Source organism: Flavobacterium hankyongi, from assembly GCF_036840915.1.
Classification (GTDB): Bacteria; Bacteroidota; Bacteroidia; order Flavobacteriales; family Flavobacteriaceae; genus Flavobacterium; species Flavobacterium hankyongi.
Window position 1 is genome coordinate 1,089,822 of record NZ_CP085725.1, and the last position, 25,700, is coordinate 1,115,521.

The following is a 25,700-nucleotide window of genomic DNA, read 5'->3' on the forward strand; positions in this document are numbered from 1 at the left end:
TATTAAATTATTTAATTCGATCCTTTACTCTCTGAGGGATTTTATTTAAATCTTTATTTTGAGATTTCATTAAGGAAATATACTTTTGATATGACTTTTTAGCATCATTTTTTCTTTCAGTGTCCCATTGAGCATCTGCAATATTTAAATATGTCACAACTCTTGTTTCATTTTTTTTAATTATACTTTTTAATAAAAAAATTGCACTAGTTTTTCCGCTTTTGGTTTGGCTTAAATAGTAAGCCAAATCATTATACTTGTTAATATTTTTATCACTAATTGGTATAACATATAATAGTTCTGCTAAATCATCAAAATTTAAATTAGCGTCAATTGCATTAATTGTTTTATTGTTTGAAGCGCTTTTTAACTTATTGTATAATGAATCTAAGTAGGTTTGCTTTTCTGTAATCCTATTTACTGATTCCTTTTTACTTAAGCTATTGTTATTGTTTTTTTTGTTATCAATTGTGTACAAATAATCTGAATAACTTAATTCTATTTTTGGAACTCTATCTTCCTCAACAACAGAGGTAATGGTTTTATAAAAAATCCAATTTTTACATTCATCAAAATATTTATAATAATTAGTTTCGGTTTGCTTAAGACTTCCACAACAAGATGTTCCAATTAACAATTCACCTTTTTTAGGGTTACTAATAAACGAATTTTCCAAAGCGTTTTCTATACCATTGAATGTATCATTACTAACTTCAAAAGATGTCGTTTTCACATAATTCTTGCCTAAATTCAAATAAATTGAATAATATACTACATCAGATGTTTTTTTATCAATAGTTATATAGTCTTCTAAACTATCATTATTAAAATATCCTTTTATTTTTTCATTTGGCTTTTGGCTTACTTTATTTAATTCTAAAGCTCTTCCGGTTATTGGAAAAAATAAATTGATAACCAAAACTACAAACATTACTTTTCTCATTTTTTTAAATCTTTTAATCTTTTTTCTGCTGCTTTTCTTACATTAACAAACTTCTTGACTTTTCCTGAAATAACTTTAGTATATACTAAATCTGAAAATTCACTTAATCCAGATATTCCATACCAATTTGTCTCATCATCAGTAGATGTAGTCATATCAACATAGCGCTGATATCCTTCAATTGCCTTTTCTTTGCTCTTTTCGCATCCTTTTTTATCAAAAGCAGAATCATGCCAAAGTCCCCAAGCAAAAGCAGCTTTTTTTACATTATACGCCTTACTCTCTGAAAATTTATAATCCGTTTTTTTATTCTTGTCATTAACACAACTATCATAAAGAACTTCAAAACCTTTTTTTACACTTTTTAATCTATCATCAATATGATTAAACCCTCCATTAACCTTATAGCAGATGTAAATAAAGTCATTATTAGCTGCTAAATCATTTAAACTTCTATTGTCCCAAAACCAACCAGCCGAATATACTGCATAAGGAGATTCTGCGACTTTATCTCTATTTTTTTCAGAAGAAGTAAAATCTTCTCCAATTGCTTTTTCAAATTCTTCATAATTAGCTTTTGAAGTCAATTGTATTAGCCCTCGACCATGCCAACCACCATATTTAGCTAAATATTCTGCACTTCCTTGTTCCACATTATATTTAAAACTTCCTGATTCAACTATTACTTGTCCAAAAAAATGAGCTTTTTTCAAACAACTATCCATTTTAAATTTATCAAAAGTCTTATTGAATCCATCTAAATATTTTTTCACATTTGCATCAGTTGCATTAGATGCAATTTTTTTCAATAAATCTTCTGTCAAATCTTTCTTGCAATAACAACCAGACTTAGTTTCTTTTTTAGGTGGTTCTACAACTGCTTTAGGTGCCATGCATGCACATGTATTTTCATAACCACTTTCTCTGGCTAATTGCATTATACTTTTACTATTTAAAGAAGTTGAATTTTTACAAAAATACTTATCCTCTAAATATTTTGAATCGAACTCTCTTACATCAACATGGATCCAACTAAAAGTATGATCAAATCTAACATTTCCTTTTTTGTCATAAAGCAAATCGATAGGTTCAATGGAAAACAAATTTTTAGCAGGCCATTCTTTTTGTGCACCAAGATATTTAATATAAAGACTGTCTCTTATATCTCTTAATGGCTCTAAATTCTTTTTTTGCTCTCCCCTAATTTGCCAATCTCCCTTACTAAATTGAATATCAATTGCTTTACCTTGATGATTAGTTGTTGTATAATTTTTAAAACGACATCTATAACCTGAAGTTATTTGATCAATTTTATAAGTTGTCTGCTTGCTAAAGTAAAATTGTAATGCTTTTATTCCAAAAAGTAAAGAGCGGTGAATACCTGGATATTCATATCTGTGAAATTTTTCAGATTTAGCATTTCCACCATAAGTATCCTTACCTGTCGAATCACCAAAACCACTGCAACTATTAAGCTCTTTAATACCTCTAAGTTTACTTATTACTTGCTTTCCTTTGGTTGAACAACTACATTTAAGCTGATTCCAAATAGCAGTTGATATATCAAATTTAAGTGAAAAATCGTCTATTGCTAACAACACATTTCCACACACTTTTCCTGTCTCAGGAACTTTCATATAGTCTCGCTGAAACTGCTTAATCATTTTTTCAGTTCTATCTGTAAATTCATCGGTTGGCACATTTCCTCCAAAACCTGCAAGGCGTATATTAATTTCACGAATTAATTCACTCTTATCACCTTTCTTAATACAGAATTTCTCTCCACAGCTATTGCCTTTTGGCGCTTCAACCTTAGAATCAGCCACCTTCGCCACTGTAGTACTCTCTGCTACATCAACAACTGTAGAAGTAACATCTGCCTTTAAACTTTTACTAATAATATGAGCTGGGACATCCATTATTTTTGCTCGAGCAAATAATTCTTGAGAAATACCTTCACCTATCTCGTATTCATTCCCTTTGGTTTGCATCTTTTCTGTAAGCTTTATGTTATCGTAACATAAATCTGAAGTAATAATAATGTCTTTTGAATATAATTCATCATTAGAATCGAAAGTATCATGCTCATATAACCACAGTCTAACTTTTTTATTTTTAAGACCTTTAGAAGCTACATATACCCTTATTGTTTTACCATAAGCACTCTTAGTCAATTTAACACCTTTGTCATCCGTAATATAAATAGCGCTTATCCCTGTTTGATCTGATGTTGCTGGCTTGGGTTGTTCATTTTTTGCTGGTCCTTTATAATCGGGTGCTGAAGGTTTAGGTTTGTTTCCGTTTAAATGATCCTGGGTTTCTGTGTTCTTCTTTTCTTTATAATCAGGGTTCCTTACGTTAATATTAGGACTAGCCTTAGATTCACCAGATGCATAGGCTGTTACATAATATTCGTGTTGACTTCCTTCACTAGAATCTCCTTTAGACAAATGAGCATTGGCAATTTTTTTGAAATCAGGTTTCAAAGTAAACTGTGTATGTGCAACACCTTTATTCCCAATTAATACTTTTTCTTTTTTATCAACCTCATTATATTTATTAGTATCGCTATGTCCTTCACCTTTTGCATCATCCTCCCATAATGATATATCAATATATTCACCTTTCATTCCTGTCGTTTCTACATGAACATTTATGATTTGTCCATAAGATAATGTACCATTAATGGGTTTATTGTTTACATCGGATATTTTAATACTTAAGATTTCTTTTTTCTCAGAAGCTTCTACATTAAGTAATAACGCGCTACCATTGTTTAAATTGGGTTCATCAAGATAAGCCACTACTTTGTATTTATTACCAACAGCTTTTTCCTGAAAACGAATTTTACCTTCTTCTTTCTGTAAAACAAGCTCGGGTTTAGTGCCATTTTGCATATAATACAAATCCCACTTTACTTTTTCTTCAGTTCTGTCTTCTTCAGGGGTACCTTCAAACCAATCGGTTACTTCATAATTTTCCCAAATACCTACTTTTACAGTGTTATTGCCTTTTATAGTTTTTACACCCTTTTTATCTTTTTCTTCATTATGAAAAGGAATCTTGAGTTCGTCACCGGGTTTAATATCTAACTTAAACTTTTCTGAACTAAAGAACCCTCCGCCATAGGAAGCAAGTGGAATTTGAGGATTGGCTTGTGCTAAATCACTTTCAGAAATATTATTTGACATGCAAATATCCTGAACTGTCTCATTCTGCTTAACAGTATGTGTCTTAAAGTCGTTGTACTTTGTGTTCATTATTCAGCGTGATTGGTTTGCATTTGTTCTTCTTCAATCTGATATGAAGCTGTGTCTACAGCAGGATTAAGCTGATTGGTAGCCGTTGGATTGGCTTTTCTGGCTTGTTGCTGACTTGGCTTTGCTTTTTGTCCGTGATCTGTTATTGTAATACAGTCAGGACCACCAATAGGACAAGTGGCTTTGCTAGATTCCGTAAGTGCTTTACCTTTGTTTTCATCTAAGGTAATTTTCTCGTAAAAACCAGTCCATTGTGTAACCTGTGCTTGACAGGTTTTGTATCCTCCCGGTATGGGTTGTTGCTTACAAGGTCCGAAAGTATTTTTTTCGAATGTTTGACCAATATCCTTATTAGTAGCCATTAATTTTTCGCTACCTTCTGGATCATTGATGAAAGTTTTCTTTTGGGTTTTGACTTTCAACTTATCTGGCGTACTACCAAACTTACATTGGCAAATTGCCCCTTGACAAACTAGATGTTTTTCTGACATGGCTTTTACTAAAAATTACACATTACTACCATTAATTTTGTGATACTTCAGCTTGTTTTGCTATAAAAGACAACTCAATTTTTGTATCATTATCCTGAACAATAGAAGCTTTACAAGAATCTATACTTTTATTTTTTTCATCAAATGTATATTGCGCAGTAATCTTTATAAACGGTGAATCTGACTCTAAGATTAACTCGGTTGTATTCACATTTTCTTGCGCATTATTCATCTGTATTTCTCCCTCAAAATCCATAAACGGAGCTGTTTTCCAAATAACAGATTGCTTATTCTCTGCATTCTTTTTAATCAACGGATTGAAAAAAAAATAACCAAACAGCTGATTCCTAAGCATTTTTTTGAGTGTTTCAATATTTTTAAGATTACTATCATTACATTTTATATAGCTCACAGCCATATCTCCTTCATAATAGTTAAGCAATTGACTTTTAATAATTTCCCAACGCTCTAACACTTTAGGGTATTCATAAATAGTAACTACATTCCCTTTCTCATCTACAGAAAATCGAAGCGGAAAAAGTGCTTTACCACATTCCATCGCCAAGATTTCAAAAACGGTATTTGGCTCCTCTTTATCTATGAGTACATTTTTTCTATCAATTTCATAACCTGTCACACCAGCTGCTGCTTGTCCCAACAGCGTTACCTCCATTTCGTACTGAAGTGTTTTGTCAAGCAAACCGCTCACATATTGCTTGTGACTAACTTCAAAGATTTTTTTACCTATTTGAGTGTGAGTCAATATCTTTTGATTGGATGAAAATGATAAATTCATAACTAAATTTAGAATGTAGCTAATGTAATACAATTCTTATATTTTACAAATACAAATTGTGCTATTTTTTGTAAAAAGATAATTGATAGTTTTAAAAAAAAGGATCAATAAACAGTTGATTATTATGATTATGGATTTTTAATTAAATCAATTCATAACTTTTTTGATTTTAGCACCTATAACTTTGAATTGATAAATCAAAAATGAAAAAATCATCAAAAACATAATTATCCATATTAGCAACATTTTCAAACCTGAAACTCCCATGAAGAATAAAGGCATTAAGACAATCAAACCCGCGAAAAGGCAAATAAAAAGTGTACTTCCTAAAAGCAAAAATAAATTAATAATGAATTGATGAGCTCCAAATCTTTTTAATAATGCCATTAAAATGAACACTACAAAGGCAACTCCCATTACTCCAAAAATAAAAGCTACCAATAAAGCGTCTCTTTCTGAAACCATCAAATCTAAAATACCAACATAACTAGAACTGAATTCCATTGTATTTTTTTTCTTCTTCAGTTATTATTAAAAGCGGTTTTTCTTTATAAAAAAGCAATTTAGCAAGTATAAAACTTGGAAATTCATTGATTCCAATATTGTACATATTTATACTTTCATTAAAAAATTCTCTTCGATCAGAAATTGCATCTTCAATTTGAGATACTCTTGCTTGAAGTGATAAAAAATTTTGGTTTACCTTTAAATCAGGATAATTTTCTGAAACTGAAAAAACGTTTTTTAATGTACTGGCTATATCATTAGAAAGGGTAATTTTTTCATCATTACTTTTAGTATTTAAAAAGCTAGTTCTCAGTTGCGTCAGTTTTTCTAAAACACTTTCTTCGTATCGCATCGATTCTTTTAGCACCTTTATTACTTCAGGAATCTCATCAGCTCTTTGCTTTAAAATAATATCAATGTTGGCAAATGCCTTTTCGACATTAAATTTCAACATCACTAATTTGTTATACATTGAAACTATTGATGAAACAACAATAATTACTAAAAGTGCTATAAGTATGTACGATACAATAGTTGGCATAAAATTTAAATATTAATTGGTTTGTTCATTTTCAGGTTGTTCGTGAATCTTTTCCATAAAATCCTCAAAACTCTTGACATCCTTAAATGGATTACCAAATTGAGGTTTACTTATAAAAATTGTGTTTTTTTCTATTTTGATTGGGGTAATTAAAATTAAAGCTACAATCATTACAAAAACAGCTGTAAATCTATGGATTGAATCTGTAAAAGGCTTTGACTCATTATGTTCTTCTAGCTTATCTAAAGGTGCAATGGCAAAAACTTTTTTTATACTCTCGTACTCAAAAACAGGGGTATTGTTTTCAAGACTAACTTTTCCCACAAGAATCATTTGATCGTTTGGTTGCAACAAATACTGCGTAAATCTTTTTCCACTATCGGAATATTGTGAGTTTTCAGAAAGCCAAATCATTTCTAATTCCTCAGGTTTTACTTCTATTTTCCCTGTTTCGTCCTCGATGTAAAAACGATTACATTTAGTTTCTTCAAAAATGGTTGTATAACTTGTCTTTCCATCCTTATCTCTGGATATTTGCTCTATTACATATCTAAAGCCTATACATTCTTTGTCTTTTATAGGAGCTAAAATTGGTCGTTCTTTATACTGCAACTTACCCTTAACCTCAGCAAGCCCCATGGCAACAGTATGAATTTTTGAAGTAGGTAAAATACCTTGAAATTTTAAAAACCTATTCTTATTGTTAGGCAAAAAGGGTTGCAAAATGATTATAGCAAATATGATCAAAAACATGTAAAACCCGCTCAGACCTAATACTACAAAAAGAACTAAAGTTAATAATCCATATATAGTCTTCCTAGTTTTTGACTTGGGTTTGATGTTGTATTTTTTGTAAAATCTCTCATTCTTTTTTGATTCTTTGAAACCATCTCTTATTCCTGCATAAATCATTCCTATAATACCTAGAGCAAATACAGAAATTACCATCACTAAAAAAACCAAGAAAACTGCTTGTTTATAAAGAAGTGCTGTAACCCCTAAAACCAATGGATTAAAAACGAAGAAAAACCAACCTTTGATTTTAATTTCAAACAATACTGAAACAATGACTGTATGAAATATAGCCATTCCTAAACTAAAAAGCATTAGGAAAATAATTAGTGGATTGTCAATATCCTGGTTTAAGATCGAGTTTAGAAATTCGTTCATTTATATTTAATCTCAACTAATTCTTTGTTTAAATTACTTCAAACTTATCACTCCCTTGAGGCAAATAAAATGAAATATCTAGCATTAGTTCTTCCTTAGTTTTTTCATTAACCAATGTCAATCCTGATTCACCATTTAACTTTTTAAGCATTGCTACTTTACCAAAACCATAAATATGGAATACTGATTTTTTATCAACCGGAATTGTTTTAAATCCGCTTTTAAAATCTTCAATTAATTCTTCAATTCTTGAATCTGATTCTGATTTGCTTAAATACATAGAAGACGTCATATTATGTTCTCTAGCTGTTATCTTCTTTTGAAAACCAGTATAATCTCCTTTATTAATCAAACCAACTATTTCATTATAAGCCAGATGCAATTTATCCTTATGATTATCATCATTTTTAATACTTACTCCATTTTGCCAAGCTTCAAGTTTATAAGGCACTTTAGCATTAAATTTTTTACTAGATGCTATTACTGGCAATTTTTTATCTTCTATTGGTTCCGATTTATATTCAGCAAATTGCTCCTTAAAAACAAAATCGTTAGAAACATCAAATAATTTTATATCGTATTTTAGCTCAGCCTTTTCGTGTATTGAGGTTTCCCCCAGCAAAGGAAGAATTTTATGTGATAGTAGTTGTTCACCACTCTCCAGAATAGCATAATTGATAGGCAAATTTGTAGAAACTTGTCCTTCAACATTCATTGAAATTACTGGATAGTCATTAATTAGTATTTCAAACATACATGCTGAAGCACTAAAATCGATCATATAATAAGGTTGTTGTGTCATTTGAACTTTATGAAGAAAATGTTTTTATTAATAGCTCTTTCGTTGTTAGTTCAGTATAACCTTGTACATCAGATTTAATATTGTTATCAATTACAAAAATGGTGATACCTTCATTTTGACTATACTTTTTCCCTTTATTAGATTCAACAAAATTTAAATCAAATGTTTGAGAAACTATTAGGCTTCTGTTGACCGATTTTAAGTCCCATGAATATGCTGAATTACCCACAAGCCATCCTTCTTTGTTTTTATTTGGTAATTGCTTCAAAATTTTAGGATTTCCATATTGACTTTGCAAATAATCTAGGGCCTTCTTGCAATTTTCTTTACCTTCAATTGAAATTTTTATACCAACAATTTTTCGCTCTTTTACATTATTAAGAAACGTTCCCACTGAATTCATTGCAATTTGATCTTCAGCGTTTTCAGGAATATTTACAATTCCAAACCTAAAACCTTTTGTTTCATATGTATAAGCTAAAGGTAATTTAGCAGCAATATCATATTGCTCTGTCATTATTTTTTTGTCTTTAAAAAGATCTTTATAATTTTCAGCAAAATTCAAATTATTTAAATCTTTTTCTTGTGTAATACACGAATTAGAAAATAACATAATAATTAAAAAATATATACAATTTGTTTTCATGATAATATGAAATTATTAACTTTTTATGATAGGTATATCGGTACTGATCCTGTTGTTGATGTATTTAATACGTTATAATTGTAGCTTTGAGAACTATAAATTACACATTTAGAAAAATCATATTGCTTTATTTCTAAAACCTTTAAAAACTGCATACAAAGAGAATAAAAGGATCAAGAAGAAAATCAAACAGGTCACAAATGCCCAGACAGGCATATCAGATTCTCCAAATAAATAATTATATATTGGATAGACTAAACCAAAAGTAAACAAGGTCAAACCCATTTTAAAGCCAATTATTAACGCTTTCACAAAAACACTCTTAAAGCTTTGAACTGAATAGCCAAAGGTATATTTAATTAAAGTAATTGATATGAAACCAAAAATTATTGAGAACAAAAAGCCAATAAATAACAAAAAGTAAGTTTTAAAATTATGTTCCAATACAGTTTCACTTCCTTCAAAATAAGATACTTTGACTGTTTTGCCAACTTCAGGAATTGAACCTGAATGCGTAACAGATTCTAAAACTTTTTCATCTCCATATTTATCATCAAACTTAAAAATAGTTATATGTAAAGTCTTGAATCTATATCTACCATCTGTGCTTTCCTGTCTTTCTTTATTTGTTTTATAATTAACAATCTTGGCAGAATAGCTATCCCCATAAAAATATGTCTTAAGAGAATCCACAGACATATAAAAAGTTGATACAAAAATTGAAATCACACTTAAAAACAAGATAAAAGTAAATGAAATTGACAAGCACCCCTTATCTTCAAGTCTTTTAGAGATTTTAAGACTAATAAATACAGAGAATAAAATGAGTATAATTATTAAATACCCTGTATTAGTAATTTTCAATAGTGGAAACATTACCTAATTATTTCGAATACTTGTTTATTTTTTATCTTATGAATTAAAATCGGATAACTAAACTCTTCATTATTTTGATTTTTATAATAAATAATTGGTAAGCCATTCTCTCTAACCAAATTTATGACACATGAATTAGCGAATTTTTGAATAGTTGTTACTTGAGGAAAAGATTCAATTATAAAATTATCATTTTTTAAAGTAGCTATTAAATCTTCTAATTCCTTTTTGTTGTTTGTATTTTGAAGATACATAGCAATATCAGTTTCTTCAAACCTATTTAACATCTCAAAGGAGATTTTATCAACATTATTTTCTCTAAATAATTCGTAAATTTTTTTGTAAAAAGCTATAATTTCATTTTTGTAATCTTCTTCTTCAATTTTTAAAGAGCTCTTCCATCCTCTTAGTTCATAATTTACTACTGAATCAAAAGTCGATTCATATTCGATAAATGAATACTCAGATTTAGATAAATCCGGAGTCTCAAACTTAAAAACATTGAAAACATTTTCATAATCAGTAGTTGATGAATCATAATAGAATACTTTTATTTTAACAAAACCATCATCTCTCAATTTACTTTCCGTTTTTAAAGGCTTAATTCTTAATCTAATCTTTTGCAGTCCTTTCCCAAGAATAAGGTGATTTATCGGATAATGAGAAAAAATAGAGCCTCCTACATTATGAATAAACGCAGGTAAATCATTAATATATATATCGAAGTTACATATTGACGAATTGAAATCAACTAGATAATAAGGTTCAATAAAATTATTCATTATGTTCTTTAGTTTAAATATTTACTCAATATTGGATCTTCATTAGGATTATGAAATCCAAAAATAACTTTGTCTTTGAGTGCTTTTTTAGAAATGACAACCAAACTATTACTTATATAATTTCCTACGGGAACTAGTGTTAATTGATAAATTATATCACTATCAACCCAGATAAAATGTTCAGGATATGAAAAATAAAATTGTTCTAGTACTTCATCCTTGTACTTTTTTGCTTGATTAGGCATTTTTTCAATTAGCATTTTTTGAGAAATATTTTTATCATCAAAATTTACACCATCTTTAATTAAAATTTCTGTTGGATTTCCTAATTTCTTTTTTAACACATCAAAAAAATCTAATGTTTGAGTATTTTTCACATGAATTCTCATAAACGATATTTTTTCATCATAAACACTAATAGAAACCCCCATAACATCATTAACTCTCAATCCACTATAATTTAATTGATTAGTGTTTTTTTCTTCCATAAAAGTATATTTAACAACTCTTTCACCATCATCCCTTAACCCCAATGAGACTTCATCATTTTGATAATCCAAAACATAGTGTCCCTTCTGTTCCTCTTTTTTATACACGTTAAGATCGTCTAAATATATACTTGCCTTTTGATTAAAATCTATTTTTGATAAATCAAGTTCTTTATTATTACAACTAATCAATACTAATAAAGTTAAAACTAACATAATCTTACTTTTCATAAATCTAAATAATACTTATTAAATTTAATTTCATCTGGTTCTACTAAAATTGCCTCATCTTCATAAGTGAAACTTCTTTTAAAAACACCAAATTTTACTGTTGCAGCTGCTATGAATGTAGCCTTTATTCCTCCAAACTCTGCAATTGGTGATGAATAAATTCCTTTTTTATCTGCACCTACTTTAACACCACCAGAAATAGATGTACTAACATCGGCTTTAACCACTCCATCTACTCCAATATTTGCCGAACCAGCTTTAAATTCAAGTTTGACTTGTATTTTTCCTTCGACACCAACTTTACCCTTAGTATTTTTAATTGATTCTATATCACCTTTTATTACAACTTCTCCATTTTGTACATTTTATGATAAGCACAAAACTATTTAATACAATATGTATGTGGTATTCAAACCTAAGATGTTGTAGTGAAATTATTTCGCCATAATAAATAAATTATAGGCGATAAAATGACAATAAATAGTAATAATAAATAGTTTAACAATCCATTGTTTAGAGTATTAAAAAAACTATATATGAGAAGAATTTCAAATATTATAATCCCACATTTTAACCCATAAAACATGCTCGAAAAAAAGATTTTTTTATTAAAAGTCATGTCTTTTCCAAGCGCATATTGAATAATTGAAAATGATATAAAACCAAATATTGTAGTAGATAAAAATGCAAATAACAAAAATAGAATAGATGTTACTCCATTTTCTAATACAGAGTTGTTACCCTTTATGTATACAACTTCTTTTTCACTACCTATTGTTGGTGAATCAGTTCCACTAGTGGATGATTTTAATTTTAGAACATTATTTTCATTATCAATAAATTGAAAAATTGGAGTATAATATTTTACTGTTTTTGTCCTATTATTAACTCTTTCACTTTCTGTGTAGGATTCTATTTTTATAACTTTAGCCTTATATATTTGTCCTTTAAGAAAATGAAAGCATAGATTTTTGCCAATGTATAAAGATCCCAAAAGCAAAGTAAAAATGCTAAAAATAGTAACAAAGGCAAATATATTTGTAAGACAACCTCTTTCACCAACCCTTTTATTTATTTTGTATGATAAAAAAATTATACATATTATATAAGTAAAAGTCAAATAGGTATTTGTTGATATTACATTAGTGATTAAGAAAGTTTGTAAAAAACACATAACCATTATTATCATTGAATTTCGAATAACTAATATTTGCGTTGTATTTTAAGTTTTTTATTACTTTTATTTTACCAAATCTATTAGTTATATTTTCCACAGAATCATATTTTTTATCAAAAAGTATATAATCTTCCAAATTATCCGATATTAAAGTAAATCCATTCACAATATCATTTTTGAAATACAATACTAATTTTTGTTTTCCTTTTAAAGTCATACCAATTGAACTACCAGTAATATTTTCTAAAACTATATAATAAAAATCATTTGTACCATTTATTAAATTAGAGTCGAAAAATGATAACTCGCTATTCTTTTTTCCAATAAGAAAATTTAAATCGATTTTTTTTTCTGAACAAGAAATCAATTCAGAAGAAAAACAAATTCCTAGAAATAAAAGAGAGGTGTTTTTAAGAAAATGTCTCCTTTCCATAATCAAATAATTGTTAAATTATCTCTCAAGGATTTTTTATGTAACTTAATATCAAACTCAACCTTAATCTCTGGCTCAATTGGGTCAAAGAAAACAATTGGACTGCTTCCATCAGGATTCAAGAGATTTACCAGCTTACCGTAACCAAAAATATTTAATTTTAATTTTGAAAAATCTAAGGGTTTAACTTCTAATTTTTTATTGAAAACCTGATTGATTTTACTACGAATTTCATTTTCTTTTTCTTTGTTAAAGTAAAAGCCTTCTGATTGTAACTTTTCTTTATCCTTTGATACTTCAATAAATTCGCTAGCATTATATGTTTTCAATAAACTATGAATTTTTGTATAGGCTTCAAAAACTTCACTTTGAAGTCTTTTTTGATCTAATTCTTTTAAATTAATTGAATTTTGCCAGCCTTTAAGTTTAAATGGTAGTGTAACATCAATTGTAGTTTTAATTATATAAGAGTCCAGTCCTTTATATACATTAGTAATTGCGCCATTTTTATCAAAAAAAGCATCCGGAGTACTTAACTCTGGGTGAAAAGAGTGTTTTGTCTCTTTCCAATTATCTATATCAGATAAATTAAATTCTATGGACATTCCATCATTTTCGGTTAATGAATTTTGTTTATGTCTAGGATACATAACGCCCTTTACTTCATATTTCCCGCTTTCTAACAAAATATGATTAATTGGTACACTACCATCATAAATCCCATCAATAGTTTTATCTCCTAAATATTCGAAGACAGGTACATCATTCACATAAACGATAACCGCACAATTTAGATTAGGATATATTTCGTAAGATGGTTTTATTATCTTATTTTTCATAATTTAATTCAAATAAAATTTCAGCATATTTGGTATTTTACCTTTTAAAAAATGCTCCTTTTCATTTCCTAGAAATACAAGTTGTTTGAAATGTAAGAAACTCAAAAGCAAATTGAAGACAATTGTATGATATATTTTTTTAAATATCATCAATAAATTAATAACTTCTAAATTCTACTTATCCAACTGGAAGATTTAATAAAGTACTTAATCACTAATGCTTTCGAAACCATCCTCTGCTTTTCTAGTTAAAGAAATCACTTCCTATTCGTTATCTAATCTCACAAGTTGATATTTTTTAATCTCTTTTACTGAATTCTATATTATTATTCTTTTTTACATATTTATCATTTAACGATTGATTAATTAAACGATCAAAAAACATAGTAACAATCACACTTATTAACAAACATAATATAAAACCTATTAAAATATCTATCGTATTGTAGAAGAACCTTATATATAGAAAACAAATAACAACTATACTAAATAACAGAACCAGAGAAGATAACAGCATTCTTCTAACAACATTTCTAAAATTTAAAAAGTATATATTATGTGTTATTGTAAATAATTTATATATTACTAGTGCTGTATTTACAAAAACCAAAAATAAGAGTAATACAAATAGATATTGAGTAAAAGACTTCTCAGTTACCCACTTTTTACCTTCAAGAAATATGATTTGCATTTTACTTCCAACAATAGGAACATCACTGGTTTCTATGTCCGTCTGCATAACCCTTCTGACATTATTCTTGTCTATAAATTCTACCCATTTCCTATATACTACAGATTCAGAATAGACATTTCTTTTATTAATATCTTTAGTTTTATCTACACTCTCAATTTTTTTTATACGAACAATAGAAGCCGTGTAAGAATCACCTTTATAATGGATTAATATTTGCTTTGAACATAAATAAACCGAAAAAACACAAACAAATAGTAATGAAAAAGTAGTGATAAAAAGAATACTAATACCATATCCTCTATATTTTTCAATTTTTAAAATTTTGTACGTGAAATAACACGCCAAAACAAATACAAATAGACTTATTTTTAAAAACATTAAAATATCAAATAATGTTAGTACAATAGAAGTTCGTTACTATTATTTGGCATATATAAGAGAAAATTTATTGTCCCAAAACAAATTGAATTATCATCTTTATATTTCGCTTTGTAAATTAATCCATATTTTTTTTCTCCTGATTTCATATCATTTTGCAATAAACAAGCTACTTTTCCATTTCCAAAATAGACAATTTTAGCATCTTTTTGAATAGGTAAAATTTCCAAATCATAAATTTCAGACATAAAAGACTCTAATGACTCATTTTTCAAATCTAATTCAATTTCTTCCTTTGTTGAAAAGTAAGTAATATGTCTTCTTTTTAAAAAGCCTTCATAAATATCAAGGTATTTTTTTGAGTCACCTTTTTCAATTATAGATTTAAACTCGTTTAATTTTGAAACAATCTTATCACCAATTTTATTGATTTCATTCAGTTTTTGTGCATTTACCAATTTATCTATAACATAAGGAACATCAACATCAAAAATCAATTCATTTTCAATTAAAGAAATTTTATTTTCCTGATCAGGCATAATATAACTTTTCACAATTTCAGACTCGTTTTCATTACCAATCTCATTGTATGATAATGTTACTTTAAATACAGCATAGTTATTAATCGTCTTTTCGTTTTTATTTGGATACACTCTAAAGTATATTCTCTGTTTCCCACTTGTCAAAATATTTTGATTAATCCCAAAAGTTGTATTCACAACTCTAGAATCCTCATTGTATGATGCTAAAATTTCATTTGTAAAAATTTCCCATCTACAATTGTTACTATAAACTTGCAAATAGTAGACTTTATTTTTACCACTATAGTTATTACTAGTCATTTCTAAACTCATATTTGTTATTTTATTTTTATCATTAGAAACTAAATCAATAAACGCAAAGCAATCAATGGCTAAAAAAAGCATTAAAATAATCGTGCCTGTGCATTTTTTAAACTTAAAATCAATCATTAAAATATTTTTTCATGTTAATAATATCTTTCTTTTCTTCAACAATCACTATATTTACTACTCTACTTCTAGAAACTTTATCAAAACCTCCTTTTATCTCTAAAACAATTTTTAAACCATCAAAATCAGCCTTTGCCCTAATAAAAATTCCTTTTTCATCAGCTTCTATTCCAACACTTGGTTTTATATATGAAGTAGCTTTCGCACTACCTTCAGCTATCAATTCGTGTTCATCTCCTACTATAACGAAAGTCTTAAATTCCCATTTTCCTTTTACAGATAGTTCGACTTCTAATCCAAATTTACCAGCTAATTCAACCAAATATTTACTTTTATCTTGAATATGTAACTTTGTAAGTTCAGAATAATAAGTGTTCAGTTTGGCTTTCAAACTTACTTCTCCAACAGCTGATAAAGCAAAAACAGTATTGAATCCCAAAGCATTAAGACTTAAATCAACAGCTTTAACGACTTGCCCTATGTATGGTATATATTCAGCTACTGCAATTAAATCTAATGTTCCTTTACCTCCAATTAAAGGGCCAAAATTAGCTTCACCTTCAATCATTGTCACAACTTCATAAAATGGCTCATCTCTTGAAGCTAAATACCAAGAAAATTCAGCACTTAAACCTGGTGACATTATAGTAAAATTCATAGGCAATCTACCTAACTTTGAAGCAGTTCGATTCATTTGCTCTTTGACAGAATTGGGTAATTTTTTTACTAATCCTCCATCTTCCGTATCTCCTATTAGATAGTTTATCCCTTTTTTTATTCCTAAGAAGATTTTAATTAATCTTTCAATTTTATATTTCAGTTCTTTTGAAAAATCAAACTTCTGTTTAGAATCGTCAAATTCAGCCCCAAGAGCAACTTTGAATTCTGTTTCTAAATTTCCATCATAACCATCTAAATCTCCAGCTTGTGCATTATTATAAGCATCATTAATCCTAGATTGCCTCATTTTGACCCAGGTATCCCTATATTTTATAGGATTTTTTGAGTTATATTCGAACTTCAATACCCATTTTATATCTGGATAAACAATTATTGAAAAAGCTGAATCATTTGCATTATTGAAATAACTACATGTATTTGCATAAAAATTATATCTCGCAACATTTCCTTTTGATGGCCAAAAATATTGCATCGGTGCTGGATTGAGATATGACAGGGTTGAATGTACAGGTATTTCAATTGAAGAACTTTCTTTCTTAATTTGTCCATTCCCTTCAAACTCACTTGATTTTACTATTATATTTTTCTTATGTTTATTTTCATTTCTAAAACATTTATTTTTGAAATTAAATACATCGACTAATATTTTTGTTTCACTACTTGAAGCCACTATTTCAAATATTGGAGCTCCGTTTCTTCTTTTTAACTTATTATTAATTTTTCCTTTATTAAACGCTTCACAATTAATTGCAGTAATTTTTCCCTCTCCATTTTTAGAATGAACAATATTTATTTTTTCAAAAGAGCATAATCCATAGTTTTCATGCTTTTTATCAGTCTCTCCTACTTTAGCAGCAGTCTTATTGTCAGGCTTTTTTGTAGCTTGTGTTACTATTTCCTTCTTTATTTTTAAAAAACGAGCATGGCAAATATCATTATTATCATCTATTATATAATTTCCAAAAGCATCTTTTATTTTAACATAAAATTGCTCAAGAATATTAATTTTATTGATTTTACCAGGCCATAAAGCGGTTCCTTCAATTTCAACATTTATTTCGCCATCAATCACTGCCACATTAGGTATGATTTTTATTTGGTCATCTTTTTTACTTCCTGATAAATCTCCCTTTACTATTCTGTATATTTCTACCGTTAATAAATTTCCATTAAGCCCCTCAGTACTGACACTTAAAAATATTTTCTCTCCATAATTGAATAATTTACTTCTCTCATCTTTTCCGTCCAAAATAGTACACCATTTGGTGCTCATAACTTTTGAAGGACAACTCCCCTTTACATATAATCCTGTAATATTTTTAAAATCTCTTTTACCAGACCAGCTTGCCTCTATGTAATAAGTATAGGAACCACAAAGTTTCTTAGGCAATTTAAATTTAAACCCTATAGGAGTCGCGATAGACAATTGTCCAATTATTTTTCTGGAATTATTACCTTCTTGCCAAATCCAAGTAAGATGCTTTTTTTTATCAGCTTCAGTTGTATCTTTCTCCCATTCTTTTACATTAAAAAAAACATCCTCATTTGGTGGTATAACCAAACTTTTATTAAGAACACTTTTATTAGGATAAATTTTACCTCCGGTATATTGTATTTTTTTTACTCCTTTTACCATACTCTCTATAATTATTCTTGTCCAACTTCAAGGCCATCATTCTTGGGCTTTTTTTCAAGCATGGTAGAACTGCTTACCATAGGATTCAACTGTTTTTGCACTGCAGGATTCGCATTTTTAAAATTTTGCGCACCAGCCGAAGTCATTTGTCCGTGTTTGATAATTTCTATACAGGGAGAACCTGCAACTGCACAAACTGCTTTACTATCTTCTAATAAAGGATTTCCCTTATTACTCATAACAACATCTTTATAAAATCCTTCCCATTCAGTCACATTAGGCTTGCAAGGTGGTGGTGGATTACCCATCTTAGGGCAGTTCCCAAAAGTGTTTTTTTCAAAAGTAGCAGCGCCAATTTCTTTAGTGGTAGCAATTAATTTTTTGCTTCCATCTTTGTCGTTAGCATATTCTTTTTTATGCGAAAGCACTTTTAACTTATCTGGAGCACTTCCAAACTGACATTTGCATAAAGCATCTTGTACAACTAAATGTTTTTCACTCATGGCTTGTAATTAATCAATTAAAAAATGACTTTGCTTTTGCAAAACTTTTGTTCCTTCAATAGAAACCTTAGAATTCGTGTCTTTTAGATCTAAATTAGAACTTGGATTAAGGTTTGCTATCGAAACTTTAATTCTTTCGACAGCTTCAACTTCAACCGAAGCTTCTACATAAGCAGCCTCGATAGATCGATCATTAGGATTAAGAAAATATTTTCCTCTATAACTACCTTCAGCTATTGTATGGCTTGTGTCTGGATTAGCATAAAAAGGAAAATTAAACTTAGATACTAAATCTTCTTTAGAGCGTTCGTCGTTTATTTCACCGTCCTGATTGATTACGATATAATTTGATTCATCGTAAAATTCTTCTATTTCGCTTTTTACGTTATACTTTATATCGCTAACATCATTCAAAACAGGAAATTGAACGTCATTAGTTTTTGATTTTTTATCTGGATATTCACTGTAAAGAGCATTAAAATAAGTCCTAATAAAATAATCACTAAGCAATGAAAACTCTATTGACTCTTTTTCGTTCAAGACTTCTTCATTGAGTTCTATATATTTCTCTACCCATTCCCCTTCATAATCATTATAAATTCGCTCTTTTACACTCTCCCATCTTCCCTTAATTTGCTCATAATTTGCGATCCCAGAAAAGTTTCCGTTTTCATCAATCAAAATCTGTAAAGGATAAAGCACTTGAGCAACTCTTATGGCTAAATCATCAGCAATTCCATCCGCTTCTTCGTCATTTATATAAACTTTCGAAATCCTATTGAGTTCAAAAACTTTTTCTTTTTCTTCCTGTCTTACATAACGAAGGTTTATTTCATATTTTATACTTTGAGAATCATTGTCCTTTTCAAAAACAATAAGAACTCCGTAATTTTTATTAATCGCTAAGGGATAAAAATCAAGTTTTCCATTAAAACCTAATCGAACTGGTTTAGGTAAACTCAATGTATCTTCTTTTTTATCAAATTCAAAAGAAGGAACAATCAATTCTGTTAAATGCTCAGGGAACTTCACCCCTATCAAATCTACAATTTCACAATAGGTATTATGAAATGATTTTAAATCATATTCATTACAATTAAGTTTTAAAGCGACACTACTTAAAGTGTCGCCTTTTAGTATTTTATATTTTTTGAATTGGGGATTCATAGTAAATATTAGTAAACCATTCTCTTTCTATCTGACGTAGGATCCATTCCAATACCTTCTCTTCTTGCTGACCAATGAAGGTATTCGTTTCTTAACGTTCTCAAATCTTTTTGCTCATTGAGTTCTTTTTGATAGTTGGGAGACGATTTATTATTTTCATATTTTTCATGGATATCTGTAAACCATTTGAATTTATAAGATGATCCATCACCCATTATATAAGGTCTCAATTTATCTTTTACTCTAACCAACAATTCATCATTTGACATCTTGTATTTAGCTTCTAGATTTTCAGTTTTATACACCACTTCTTCATTTACGCTCGACTCTGCCATAAAATGCAATGGTATGTAACTAAATGACTTTTTAAGATTTCTCGTTCCTTGTAATGCCCAATATAAATTACCACCTGTAACTTTGAGTTGTTCTTTTTTATACCAACCTTCATTTACTAGCCTTTCCTTTAAGGTATCTAAGTTCGATTTAAAGGTCCAAGAAGTTTCAATTTCTTCAATCACTTCAACACCATCATTGTAACTTCCCCCAATATCTGAGTGTACACCAGGAAAAGTTTTTTGAACACCTACATGTGTATGCGTAATTGAGAAATTCTCACGGTGCTCGTTTTCTGCTATATAATGCACCACTTTTGAGGCATGTCCTATATTATTGAGACTTAATTCGTTTACATCATTAGAGAAATCTGGAGACACACTAAAATGTTTAGAATAAGACGATACCGTATCAAAAACACCTAGGAATCTTACTTTTACAAAATCAACCTCAATACCTTTTTCTTCAAGTTTTAACCCAAGATGTCCTCTTTTTGGGAATTCATCTCTAGTAGTTATGTTACCATCGCTATCTTGATTTTGAGAAGCGGACATCCCATGACTACTCGCAACTTTGACAATTGCTTTATATTTTGATTTACTTACCTCATAAACAAAATTACGGGCTGCTGCTGCTCCTCTACTAAAACCATACACATCCAATGTAAGTGTGCCTATTTTTTGAGCCTTTGCGGATCTTTTTTTGTTTGCAGCAAGATCAACTATCTTTTCACATCCTTTTCGAACTTTACCTCTAATACCTGTATCACCTGTACCATAGGCAAAACCCATAGTTGAATCTTCTTCTTTATCGTCTGTTCCTATACCTTCTATGTAAAGCTTATTCGTCTCGTTATAAAACTCCCATAATCTGGCAACATTTGACCAATCGTTATAATAACTCGACGATTCATCGTCTTTTCCATTTTTGTTAAAAGCGGTAGAATTATTTTTTCTTTCCTCGGTATTGTTTTTATTATTTAAAGTTCCATCAAAAAAAACACCAATTGTTATATCGATAACATCCGCAGATTGAGCTTCTGGTGGAGAATAATCATTAAAAGTTACATTACTCATAAATTAAAGATTTATGTGATTACTTAGTTTCCAAAGAGATATGATTTATATTTTTTTTCACTTTACCATCACTCAAATAAAATGAGGGCTTGCTACTTGATTTTAAATCAATTACAAACTTTATTTTGGCTCCCGTTTCAAAATCATTAAAAACATTTAATAACTCATTAACATCAAGCTTTTTTACCCAATACCATTTCTCAGTTTTATCATTTGTTTTGGCAACAAATGATATTTCGTTTGGTATTTTTCTTTCTTCATAATTGTTTGCAAGCAATTCATCATCAAACAAAACTTCTAGTTCTCCACTAAAAGTTGTGATGGTTACCTCTTTCAAATTATCAGTGGCATCTGGGAGAAGTACTTCTGGTTTCCAAAGAAATTTTGTTCTTATTTTCTCATAAATTTCTGGTATAGGCAATGAATTAGCCTTAATTTTTTGATAGATTTCAGGCTTTTCTTTTTCAATGTTTCTCAGCGTTATATCATAATACTCCTGACTAAACAAATATTTTTCATCTTCATCTAAATTTGATGAATTAATTACTGTTTCTTGTGCTTTAAATGAAGCTACTTCAAATTGTTTAGAAGCACCTGAAAGCCAAACCACAACATTTCCTTTTGGAGCTAACCCAATTACAAATGAATTATACGTTTCCTTTTTGTTGTTGTCAGGATTGACAAATCCAGTTTTAAAATATTCCTTAATTTCATTCGTAGGCAATGCCCATTTACCCGAATAATTTTTTTTCTCTATTAACGAACGCCATGATATTGTAAGACTGTCTGGCAAATTTTTATAATCAGGACCAATAACGACCATTGGGCCGTTTTCACCCCAACCCTTATCAATTGTACCAAATCCTTTTAAAAATTGGCGAAAATCATCTGCAATAATTTCTCCTTTATACACTTCTATTGGATACTCTTCTGGCGCAGACAACGTTGCCGACCAATCATATTTTTCTTCAATCATCTTATTTTGACATGATGTTATTATTATACTGATGTAAAATAGTAATGTGTAGCTTATCGCTTTAACCTTTATTCCCATCTGCAACTATCTTTTTATTAGAGGCCAATACTAAATTACCCTTCATTGCTTCTACATTAAGCTTGGAAGCAATTTTTTCTAACTTTTGTCCAACCTGCAAATCATAATTGTTTTTCACAGTTACAATCATATTTTTACTTTGTTTTAATATGGCCATATTAGAACATTTTAGATTTTTCTGCGCTATTAAATTCTACCGTTTTGCCACTTTGCATAGTCATATTTTCTTTTTCACTAAAGATGGAAACCTCTCCAGCTATCTCATCAGAAATGGCAGCTTGTCGCTTAAAATTCTTCTCAATTAATTCGCTTCTGTTGTCTGAAGTTTCTTTAATATCTCCTGTAGCTGTTTGTACAATATCTGTTCCTGCTACTGATGTAATGTTCTCATTTGCCGAATTCGAAATATTTTCACCAGCACTTACCGAAATATTTTTCCCTGCATTTATAATAACATCATCTCCTGCTGTTAACGTAAAGTTTTTAGGCGCATTCACACTAATATTTCCTTGACCGTCCATGAGCCAAGTGTTACCACTTGGGTCTTCAATGAAGATGCTTCCTTGGGCATCGTTGAAGATCATTTTTGTCCCTGAACGGGTATGGATTACTTTTTGGTCATTGCCTGCGGTGTTGTATCCTGAGATTTCTTGTCCGTTGTACTGGGTGCCTATTACAAAGGGTTTTTCTGGGTTGCCTCCTTCAAAGGATACAAAAACTTCTTCTCCTATTTCTGGTATAAAATAAAAACCTTTCCCTGAACCTGCATGTGAGGTTACTAGTCGTGTCCAATCGCTTTCATGTCCCCAAAAGAATTTGACTTTAATGCGTCCCATGCCTTGTGGGTCATTATTGTCAGTTACTACTGCGCCTTGGGTTTCGGCTTTGGGATATACTAATGGATTCGTGTATGGGGGTACTTTTACATCTCTTGGAATCGATTCGAACTGACACTCGTAATGTCCAAATCCTTTTGAATAATGTTGTACTTCTGTAGCGATAAAATCTCCCTCGATACCATCTTTACTTACAGTAAACATACCTCCTATTTGCAACGGAATTTTACTCAAGCCTGAATACGTAAGTACATTGGCTTCTTTGGCCTGTTGGCTTAATTCCTGTATTCTTGTAATATCCTGCGAATCATTGGCATTGCTTATAAAGGAATGATTGGCGTTGGCTCTGTCAAAAACACTACTCGAGGCTTGTTGCGCATTTTGGGCTATATAGCTTTGGGTGTTGTTTTGTGGTTCTAGATTTTGGGCGCCAATTTCTGAAGCCGAATTGTAATCATATCCTTTGTACGATACTTTTTGAGATCGTAATCGGCTGGTGACTTTAAAATGATGTAGGTTTACTCCGTTTTCTAACGATGCTTTTGAGGTTTTCAATTCTCCAAATCTCAAATAATCTCCGTCGTAAAACATCCATTCTCCATACTGAACTGCTAAACGTTTTAAAAACTGAAAATCGGTCTCATTGTACTGAACAATATACGGTAATACCGTTTGATATTTTGGATTGATATCCATTCCTGTGAGCACACCTTTTATGATGTTCTCATCTACTTTATGCACAATTTCATTGAGCTTGTGTGAAAAATGGGTTTCACTTTGCTGAATTTCATCCAATAATATGGTGGGACTCTTTCCTACGATATGAAAGCCTTTTGAAGCGCCATCGTTGTCTAAAAGCTCCATTTCGGAAATAATTCCTTTAAAATAAACATTTTCTCCACGAGCGGTATCCTTAAGTGTGATAATCACTTTGGCTCCCATGTACTTTTTAATAAAATCGGCCTGACTCTTAAAGTCCATCACAACATCGCCAATTCTCCAGGTAAAACTAAAAGAATGGTGACCTAACAATTGCTGATTTAGTATTAAATTATAATAGACAACCGGTTGAGAGAAGCTTCCTATTTCGATGCTTACCTTGTCAACCATGGCATCAGTAACTTTTTTAATAAGGTTATTAACGGTACTCATGGGCTTATGTTTTTATATAATTGTTGTCAAAAAGTGTTCTTGACTATTGTAATTTTCTAAATTTAGGCTGGATTATAAATCCAATGACCAAGGTTTACCTAATACAGCTCCGCTGAAATCGATATCTTTGGCCGAAAGAAGTATTTCTATCTGCATAGGAACTTCGTTATTTGATCGAAAACTTTCGTGAAAATTCACACAAAACGCTTTCTCAAATTTTAACTCTTTCATTTTTGACATTGCATCTCGTCTGAAAAAAGTTATTTTACCATTTTTGGTTTGGGTGCTGCTAATCATCCATTTCATAAAATCAACACTCTTGGTCGATTCAACCACCAATCTAATATTACCTCCTTGAGCTATGGTTTGAGGTTTACCGTTATGATCTACTTCTTGGGTGATATGAAGGTCAAATTCTAAGACATTATAGGTTTCCCCATCTAATTCCAATTTTGCTAAAAAAGACATACTGTTTTACTTTAAGGTGAGTGTTTATAAAATTTGTCGAAACACCGGGATAAAGTTTGGGGTCTTTATCCCTATGCATTCCGACATCACAAATAAGAACTTATACTATTATAATCCCTTGACAGATTATACCCATTCGTTTTCGTAAACTCCTGTTCCCATTTCAATCTTTCTTGCTGAAATTGTGAACGATTCTGTTAAGGGATTTACTCCTGTTGAATCAAAATTTTCTCTGTGTTTTACTAAATAACCTTCAGTGAATTTTAATTCTTTTAAAGTAGCATCGCTGTCTCTCTTGAAGAATTTGATACTTCCATCTTTACGCTCAAAGCTATTAGTCATCCACTCGAATAATTCTGTAGATCCTGTTCCTTCGATTGTAACTTCAATTTTACCTCCTCTTGTTACTGTTGAGGGACGTCCTGTTGCGTCTGTTTCTTGAAATAAACCATAGTTAATGTTTAATACATTGAACTCTTTACCGCCAACGTTTAATCTTGCTTTAAATGACATAATAAAAAATATTTAAATAATTAATAAATAAAAACAATACTATTCCGCAAAGCATCCATAATGCCTTGACTTTTATGCTTTTTAAAAGCATCTTAATAAAATTCTCTGAAGCTCAAATAGCCGAAAGAATATCAGCTACCATATAATATGAAGTCTCTTAATTCTATTCATCTGTACTTGAATTTAATGTTACTAAATAATACACCAATCAGATAATAAATAATAGTACAATTGTAAGAATTATATTTCAAATAAA

The 25,700-nt window shown here is 29.8% G+C and carries 26 protein-coding genes; all 26 read right to left on the reverse strand.

Going from position 1 to position 25,700, the window contains the following annotated elements:
- Positions 1-7 precede the first annotated feature (7 nt).
- On the reverse strand, positions 8-943 hold the full coding sequence (locus LJY17_RS05055) for a hypothetical protein (RefSeq protein ID WP_264542765.1): 936 nt from the start codon (positions 941-943) through the stop codon (positions 8-10).
- Entirely contained in the window at positions 940-4,203 is a 3,264-nt protein-coding gene (locus tag LJY17_RS05060; protein ID WP_264542766.1) for a LysM peptidoglycan-binding domain-containing protein, read from the reverse strand. Before LJY17_RS05060 ends, LJY17_RS05055 begins: the two co-directional genes overlap by 4 nt.
- Positions 4,203-4,694 carry a DUF4280 domain-containing protein gene (locus LJY17_RS05065; protein ID WP_264542767.1) on the reverse strand — a complete coding sequence of 164 codons (492 nt, stop codon included), beginning with the start codon at positions 4,692-4,694 and terminating at the stop codon, positions 4,203-4,205. The genes LJY17_RS05060 and LJY17_RS05065 overlap by 1 nt, the downstream gene beginning before the upstream one ends.
- 31 nt (positions 4,695-4,725) lie before the next feature.
- Complete coding sequence (locus tag LJY17_RS05070) at positions 4,726-5,490, reverse strand: hypothetical protein (protein WP_264542768.1); 765 nt, start codon at positions 5,488-5,490, stop codon at positions 4,726-4,728.
- Positions 5,491-5,637: 147 nt separating this feature from the next.
- Entirely contained in the window at positions 5,638-5,994 is a 357-nt protein-coding gene (locus LJY17_RS05075; RefSeq protein WP_264542769.1) for a hypothetical protein, read from the reverse strand.
- Positions 5,978-6,538, reverse strand: a complete 561-nt coding sequence (locus LJY17_RS05080; protein WP_264542770.1) for a LemA family protein — start codon at positions 6,536-6,538, stop codon at positions 5,978-5,980. The genes LJY17_RS05075 and LJY17_RS05080 overlap by 17 nt, the downstream gene beginning before the upstream one ends.
- Before the next feature lie 12 nt (positions 6,539-6,550).
- On the reverse strand, positions 6,551-7,708 hold the full coding sequence (locus tag LJY17_RS05085) for a hypothetical protein (RefSeq protein ID WP_264542771.1): 1,158 nt from the start codon (positions 7,706-7,708) through the stop codon (positions 6,551-6,553).
- 28 nt (positions 7,709-7,736) lie between these two features.
- Positions 7,737-8,510, reverse strand: coding sequence for a hypothetical protein (locus LJY17_RS05090; RefSeq protein ID WP_264542772.1), 774 nt, complete (start codon positions 8,508-8,510; stop codon positions 7,737-7,739).
- A gap of 7 nt (positions 8,511-8,517) precedes the next feature.
- Positions 8,518-9,156: a hypothetical protein gene (locus LJY17_RS05095; protein ID WP_264542773.1), complete on the reverse strand. Its 639-nt coding sequence runs from the start codon at positions 9,154-9,156 to the stop codon at positions 8,518-8,520.
- Positions 9,157-9,273: 117 nt separating this feature from the next.
- The gene (locus tag LJY17_RS05100; protein WP_264542774.1) at positions 9,274-10,032 is read right to left on the reverse strand and encodes a hypothetical protein; all 759 of its coding nucleotides are present in this window, start codon (positions 10,030-10,032) and stop codon (positions 9,274-9,276) included.
- The gene (locus tag LJY17_RS05105) at positions 10,032-10,814 is read right to left on the reverse strand and encodes a hypothetical protein (RefSeq protein ID WP_264542775.1); all 783 of its coding nucleotides are present in this window, start codon (positions 10,812-10,814) and stop codon (positions 10,032-10,034) included. Before LJY17_RS05105 ends, LJY17_RS05100 begins: the two co-directional genes overlap by 1 nt.
- An 8-nt stretch (positions 10,815-10,822) precedes the next feature.
- Positions 10,823-11,518 (reverse strand): hypothetical protein, encoded by a 696-nt coding sequence (locus LJY17_RS05110; protein WP_264542776.1) that lies wholly within the window; start codon positions 11,516-11,518, stop codon positions 10,823-10,825.
- Positions 11,519-11,529: 11 nt separating this feature from the next.
- A complete protein-coding gene (locus LJY17_RS05115) occupies positions 11,530-11,760 on the reverse strand; it encodes a hypothetical protein (RefSeq protein ID WP_264542777.1) in 231 nt (76 codons plus the stop codon).
- Positions 11,761-12,675: 915 nt separating this feature from the next.
- On the reverse strand, positions 12,676-13,143 hold the full coding sequence (locus LJY17_RS05120) for a hypothetical protein (protein ID WP_264542778.1): 468 nt from the start codon (positions 13,141-13,143) through the stop codon (positions 12,676-12,678).
- A 2-nt stretch (positions 13,144-13,145) separates the two neighbouring features.
- Positions 13,146-13,982: a hypothetical protein gene (locus LJY17_RS05125; protein ID WP_264542779.1), complete on the reverse strand. Its 837-nt coding sequence runs from the start codon at positions 13,980-13,982 to the stop codon at positions 13,146-13,148.
- A 298-nt stretch (positions 13,983-14,280) separates the two neighbouring features.
- Positions 14,281-15,021, reverse strand: a complete 741-nt coding sequence (locus LJY17_RS05130) for a hypothetical protein (RefSeq protein WP_338442008.1) — start codon at positions 15,019-15,021, stop codon at positions 14,281-14,283.
- A gap of 50 nt (positions 15,022-15,071) precedes the next feature.
- Complete coding sequence (locus LJY17_RS05135) at positions 15,072-16,025, reverse strand: hypothetical protein (protein ID WP_264542780.1); 954 nt, start codon at positions 16,023-16,025, stop codon at positions 15,072-15,074.
- Positions 16,018-18,342 carry a hypothetical protein gene (locus LJY17_RS05140; RefSeq protein ID WP_264542781.1) on the reverse strand — a complete coding sequence of 775 codons (2,325 nt, stop codon included), beginning with the start codon at positions 18,340-18,342 and terminating at the stop codon, positions 16,018-16,020. Before LJY17_RS05140 ends, LJY17_RS05135 begins: the two co-directional genes overlap by 8 nt.
- An 11-nt stretch (positions 18,343-18,353) precedes the next feature.
- Entirely contained in the window at positions 18,354-18,845 is a 492-nt protein-coding gene (locus LJY17_RS05145; protein ID WP_264542782.1) for a DUF4280 domain-containing protein, read from the reverse strand.
- 9 nt (positions 18,846-18,854) lie between these two features.
- Positions 18,855-20,012, reverse strand: a complete 1,158-nt coding sequence (locus LJY17_RS05150) for a hypothetical protein (protein ID WP_264542783.1) — start codon at positions 20,010-20,012, stop codon at positions 18,855-18,857.
- A gap of 8 nt (positions 20,013-20,020) precedes the next feature.
- A complete protein-coding gene (locus LJY17_RS05155) occupies positions 20,021-21,421 on the reverse strand; it encodes a T6SS phospholipase effector Tle1-like catalytic domain-containing protein (RefSeq protein ID WP_264542784.1) in 1,401 nt (466 codons plus the stop codon).
- Between the two features lie 19 nt (positions 21,422-21,440).
- Positions 21,441-22,397 carry a DUF2931 family protein gene (locus LJY17_RS05160; protein WP_264542785.1) on the reverse strand — a complete coding sequence of 319 codons (957 nt, stop codon included), beginning with the start codon at positions 22,395-22,397 and terminating at the stop codon, positions 21,441-21,443.
- A 61-nt stretch (positions 22,398-22,458) separates the two neighbouring features.
- The gene (locus tag LJY17_RS05165; RefSeq protein WP_264542786.1) at positions 22,459-22,632 is read right to left on the reverse strand and encodes a hypothetical protein; all 174 of its coding nucleotides are present in this window, start codon (positions 22,630-22,632) and stop codon (positions 22,459-22,461) included.
- Between the two features lies 1 nt (position 22,633).
- On the reverse strand, positions 22,634-24,463 hold the full coding sequence (locus tag LJY17_RS05170) for a type VI secretion system Vgr family protein (RefSeq protein ID WP_264542787.1): 1,830 nt from the start codon (positions 24,461-24,463) through the stop codon (positions 22,634-22,636).
- 72 nt (positions 24,464-24,535) lie between these two features.
- On the reverse strand, positions 24,536-24,931 hold the full coding sequence (gene tssD, locus LJY17_RS05175; RefSeq protein WP_264542389.1) for a type VI secretion system tube protein TssD: 396 nt from the start codon (positions 24,929-24,931) through the stop codon (positions 24,536-24,538).
- Positions 24,932-25,057: 126 nt separating this feature from the next.
- Positions 25,058-25,444 (reverse strand): type VI secretion system tube protein TssD, encoded by a 387-nt coding sequence (gene tssD / locus LJY17_RS05180; RefSeq protein WP_264542788.1) that lies wholly within the window; start codon positions 25,442-25,444, stop codon positions 25,058-25,060.
- Positions 25,445-25,700 lie beyond the last annotated feature (256 nt).